Genomic DNA, 3,826 nt, shown 5'->3' with positions numbered 1-3,826 from the left:
GCCTCGTTGTAGGTCGGCACGAGGACGCAGACGTCGTCGTACTCCATCGTGGGGACTGCGTCGGGGAGGTCTAAAAGTGGTTCCGGTCACGGGACGACGAGCAGGATCGGGGTCGGAACCGCGATCGGCCTTCCCCTACCACGTGAGGCCTTCGTAGGTTATCTCGGAGGTCGGCTCGACGATCCGTCGGCCGTCGACGACGACGGGCGTCTTCATCGCGGCGAACTCGTCGTCGAGCGCTGCGAACTCGTCCCAGCCGGTGACGACGACGGCGCCGACGGCGTCTTCGAGCGCGGCCGCGGCAGACTCCGCGTAGTCGATGTCCGGGAACCGGGCCCGCATATTTTCGGTGGCGACCGGATCGTAGCCGACGACGCGGGCGCCGCGCGCTTCGAGGCCCTCGATGACCTCGATCGCCCGCGAGTTACGCGTGTCGTCGGTGCCGGGCTTGAAAGCGAGGCCGAGGACGGCGACCCGCTCCCCGTCGACGTCGACGTGGGCATCGAGCAGTTCCAGGAGGCGCTCGGGCTGTCGGTCGTTGAGTTCCACCGCGGCTTCGAGCACGGGCGGCTCGTACCCGTTCGCCTCCGCAGCGGCGATGATTGCGGCGACGTCCTTCGGGAAACAGCTGCCGCCCCAGCCGACGCCGCTCCGGAGGAACTGGTCGCTGATCCGATCGTCGAGACCGATCGCGTCGGCCACCTCGTAGGCGTCGATCCCGAACTCCTTGCAGATGTTCCCGATGTCGTTAATCAGGCTGACCTTCGCCGCGAGGAACGCGTTGTTCGCGTACTTGATCATCTCCGCGGTTCGCGTGTCCGTCTCGACGACGGGCGCGTCGGCCTGCTCTTCGAGCGGCGCGAACACGGCCCGCATATCGCGTCGGGCGCGGTCGTCGTCCGCGCCGAGCACGATCTTGTCCGGATCGAGGAAGTCGGCGACCGCGGTTCCCTCGCGGAGGAACTCGGGGTTCATCCCGACGCCGAGTCCCTCGCCGGCAGTGCGTCCGCTGGCGGACTCGATGACCGGGGTGAGGACCTCGTCGGTGGTCCCCGGAACGACGGTGCTCTTCACGACGACAGTGTGCCAGTCGGACTTCCGTTGCAGCGTCTCGCCGAGTTGCTCCGCACCCGTCTCGACGATCGAGAGATCGATGCTCCCGTCGTCGTACTGGGGCGTCGGCAGACAGAGGAACGTGACGTCCGTCTCGAGAAGGGCGTCGTACTCCGTGGTCGCCCGGAGCCGTCCGGTCCCGTCGTCGCCCGCGTGCTTCTCGAGGAGGTCCGGGAGGCCCTCCTCGTGAATCGGCGTCTCGCCCGTGTTGATCGTTTCCACGACGTCGGCATCGACGTCGATGTTGACGACCTCGTGGCCGAGGTCGGCGAAGCACGCCGCGATCGTGGTACCCACGTACCCGCTGCCGATCACAGAGATTTTCATTGACTGTGAAATCGAGCAGCGTGCACAAGAAGGGCTCGGACATCACCGGGACGAGCGCAATCGCTGTGAAACCGAGGTTTATATCCAGTCGTCGTGCTGTTTGGGACGATGTTTGGAACGAGCGGTATCCGCGGGCGCGTCGGCGAAGAGGTGACGGCCGAGCTGGTCCTCCACGTCGGCCGCGCGCTCGCCTCGGTCGGGTACGAATCCGTCGTCGTCGGCCGCGACGTCCGCGAGAGCGGCCGGATGCTCGAGCGCGCGCTCGTCGCCGGGATCACGGAATGCGGCGGCGACGTCGTCGCCGTCGGCGTCGAGCCGACACCCACCATCGCCCGGTACGTCGGCGAGAGCGGCGCCGACGCCGGCGTGGCGATCACGGCGTCGCACAACCCGCCCGAAGACAACGGGCTCAAACTCTGGTCGCCCAGCGGACAGGCGTTCGACGAGGCGCGGAAGCGCGAGATCGAAGAGGCAGTCGATGCGGAGGCGTCCGACCTCGCGGACTGGGACGGCGTCGGCGAACGGACGAGTGCGAGCGACGCACGCGACCGCCACGCGGCGGTGCTCCGAGAGGCGCTGACCGACTCGCCCGTCGACGAGCTCTCGGTCGTCGTCGACGTCGGCAACGGGACCGGCCGCGTCACGGCCGACGTCCTCGACGCCGTCGGCTGCGACGTCGAGACGCTGAACGGGCAGCGCGACGGCAGTTTCCCGGCACGGCCGAGCGAGCCGACCGCCGAGAACTGCGCGACTGCGCGGGCGCTCGTCGAAGCGACCGACGCCGACCTCGGGGTCCTCCACGACGGCGACGCCGACCGGATGCTCGCCGTCGACGAGGAGGGGGCGTTCGTCGGCGGCGACGCCCTCCTCGCGCTCTTCGGCCGCCGGGAGGCCGAGGAGGGCGATCGGGTTGCCGTCCCGGTCGACACCTCGCTCGCCGTGGCGGACGCGGTCGCCGAACGGGGCGCCGCGGTCGTCTACACGCCCGTCGGCGACGTCTTCGTGGCCGAGCGCGCCGCCGAGCCCGACGTCGCGTTCGGCGGCGAACCCAGCGGCGCGTGGATCTGGCCCGACGAGACGCTCTGTCCGGACGGGCCGCTGGCGGCGTGTCGGCTCGCCAGCATCGTCGCCGACGACGGCCCGCTGTCGGCGCTCGTCGACGAGCTGCCGCGGTATCCGATCCGGCGGGACTCCCTCCGCAGCGACGACAAGCGGGCCGTGATGGAGCGCGTGCGGAAACTCGCCGACGAGACGTACGCGGAGGTACGGACGCTCGACGGCGTCCGGATCGACACCGACCAGGGATGGTTCCTCGTGCGCGCGAGCGGGACGCAACCGCTCGTCCGACTCACCGCGGAAGCGCGCGACGAAGACGACGCAGACGCGCTGTTCGCGGAGGCGAAGGAATTGGTCGAGCGGGCGAGGTGACGCCGCCGCGCGACGACGTCACTGCTGCCAGGCGATCACACGTCCGCCGGATCCGCCCGAGTGACGACTCCGTCGAAGTCGTCGTCGAAGCTCAACACCCGATCGATGCCGTGCCGCTCGACCAGCGCTACGGTCACAGCGTCCGTGAAGTTCAGTTCCTGATCGTCGTATCGCTCGAAGACGTCGACCGCATCCGAAAACGACCCCGCAGAGACGTGCAGCATCTCGAAAGCTCGCGGATACGCTTCGCGCCCCAGGAGGCGGTCGCTCAGATTCTTGGCCGCAGCGAACGATCCGGTCCGCCTGCGGGCCAGGGTGAGCGCTTCGTCGAAGACGTAGTCGCTGACGTAGGGCTGTCCCAGGTCGCCGTCGTAGACGGCTTCAAGCGCCTCGGCGGCCGCCTCGTGTCTCGCCGCGTCCGCATCGTGCTCGGCGTACAGGACGCCCGTGTCGACGAGGACCGTCATCCGTACAGGATCTCGTCGATGTCCGACTCGTCGGTTTCGACGCCCGAACTGATCCGGCCCTCGCGCATCGCGTCCTTCTCGTCGGCGGAGAGCGGCACGGTCGACTCCCGGAAGGAGTCGATAACTTCAGCGCGTGACTCGTACGCGTCGTCGATCAGTCGTGTCAGGAGTTCCTGCTGCGTGACGTTCCGCCCCGTCCGGAGGCGGATTTCGGCCTGGAGCTCTTCGAGCCGCGACTTCGCGGCGTCGTCGACTTTCACTGCCGTCGCCATAGACGGGTATTCGCGCGGTGCCGGGTAAACGTTTCCACCCAGTAACCGAGTAACAGCCGAGATCTCGGCGTTCGGTCATCCCTCGAAACAGCAGGGACCATAGCCACTATACGCCGGTGTGCCGTCGGGCGACGTATGTACGGAGTCGTACTCGCGGCCGGACAGGGAACGCGGATGCGACCGCTGACCGACGACCGGCCCAAGCCGCTGCTCCCGGCG

At 68.6% G+C, this 3,826-nt stretch carries 5 protein-coding genes; 2 read left to right on the top strand and 3 right to left on the bottom strand.

The features are described from left to right. Positions 1-135: 135 nt before the first annotated feature. Complete coding sequence (gene aglM / locus ABEI27_RS11970) at positions 136-1,440, bottom strand: UDP-glucose 6-dehydrogenase AglM (protein ID WP_375799637.1); 1,305 nt, start codon at positions 1,438-1,440, stop codon at positions 136-138. Positions 1,441-1,548: 108 nt separating this feature from the next. On the opposite strand from aglM, the gene glmM reads away from it, so the two are divergent. Continuing rightward, positions 1,549-2,868 carry a phosphoglucosamine mutase gene (gene glmM, locus ABEI27_RS11965; RefSeq protein WP_375799636.1) on the top strand — a complete coding sequence of 440 codons (1,320 nt, stop codon included), beginning with the start codon at positions 1,549-1,551 and terminating at the stop codon, positions 2,866-2,868. 35 nt (positions 2,869-2,903) lie between these two features. Here the strand turns inward: glmM and ABEI27_RS11960 are convergent, their stop codons facing one another. Next, complete coding sequence (locus ABEI27_RS11960) at positions 2,904-3,335, bottom strand: type II toxin-antitoxin system VapC family toxin (RefSeq protein ID WP_375799635.1); 432 nt, start codon at positions 3,333-3,335, stop codon at positions 2,904-2,906. After that, complete coding sequence (locus tag ABEI27_RS11955; protein ID WP_375799634.1) at positions 3,332-3,607, bottom strand: hypothetical protein; 276 nt, start codon at positions 3,605-3,607, stop codon at positions 3,332-3,334. Before ABEI27_RS11955 ends, ABEI27_RS11960 begins: the two co-directional genes overlap by 4 nt. Positions 3,608-3,742: 135 nt before the next feature. Between ABEI27_RS11955 and ABEI27_RS11950 the strand changes: the two genes are divergently transcribed. Then, a partial coding sequence (locus ABEI27_RS11950) for a sugar phosphate nucleotidyltransferase (RefSeq protein ID WP_375799638.1) occupies positions 3,743-3,826 on the top strand: 84 nt, incomplete at its 3' end.

Origin of the sequence: Halobellus sp. (assembly GCF_042218505.1) — an archaeon.
Classification (GTDB): Archaea; Halobacteriota; Halobacteria; order Halobacteriales; family Haloferacaceae; genus Haloquadratum.
Note: the sequence above shows the minus strand (reverse complement) of the source record. Positions and strands in the feature narration are given on the sequence as shown.

What these genes read in the sequence shown, in the direction of transcription:
- aglM (WP_375799637.1), bottom strand. Translation starts at nt 1,440, where the DNA reads ATGAAAATCTCTGTGATCGGCAGCGGGTACGTGGGTACCACGATCGCG.
- glmM (WP_375799636.1), top strand. Translation starts at nt 1,549, where the DNA reads ATGTTTGGAACGAGCGGTATCCGCGGGCGCGTCGGCGAAGAGGTGACG.
- ABEI27_RS11960 (WP_375799635.1), bottom strand. Translation starts at nt 3,335, where the DNA reads ATGACGGTCCTCGTCGACACGGGCGTCCTGTACGCCGAGCACGATGCG.
- ABEI27_RS11955 (WP_375799634.1), bottom strand. Translation starts at nt 3,607, where the DNA reads ATGGCGACGGCAGTGAAAGTCGACGACGCCGCGAAGTCGCGGCTCGAA.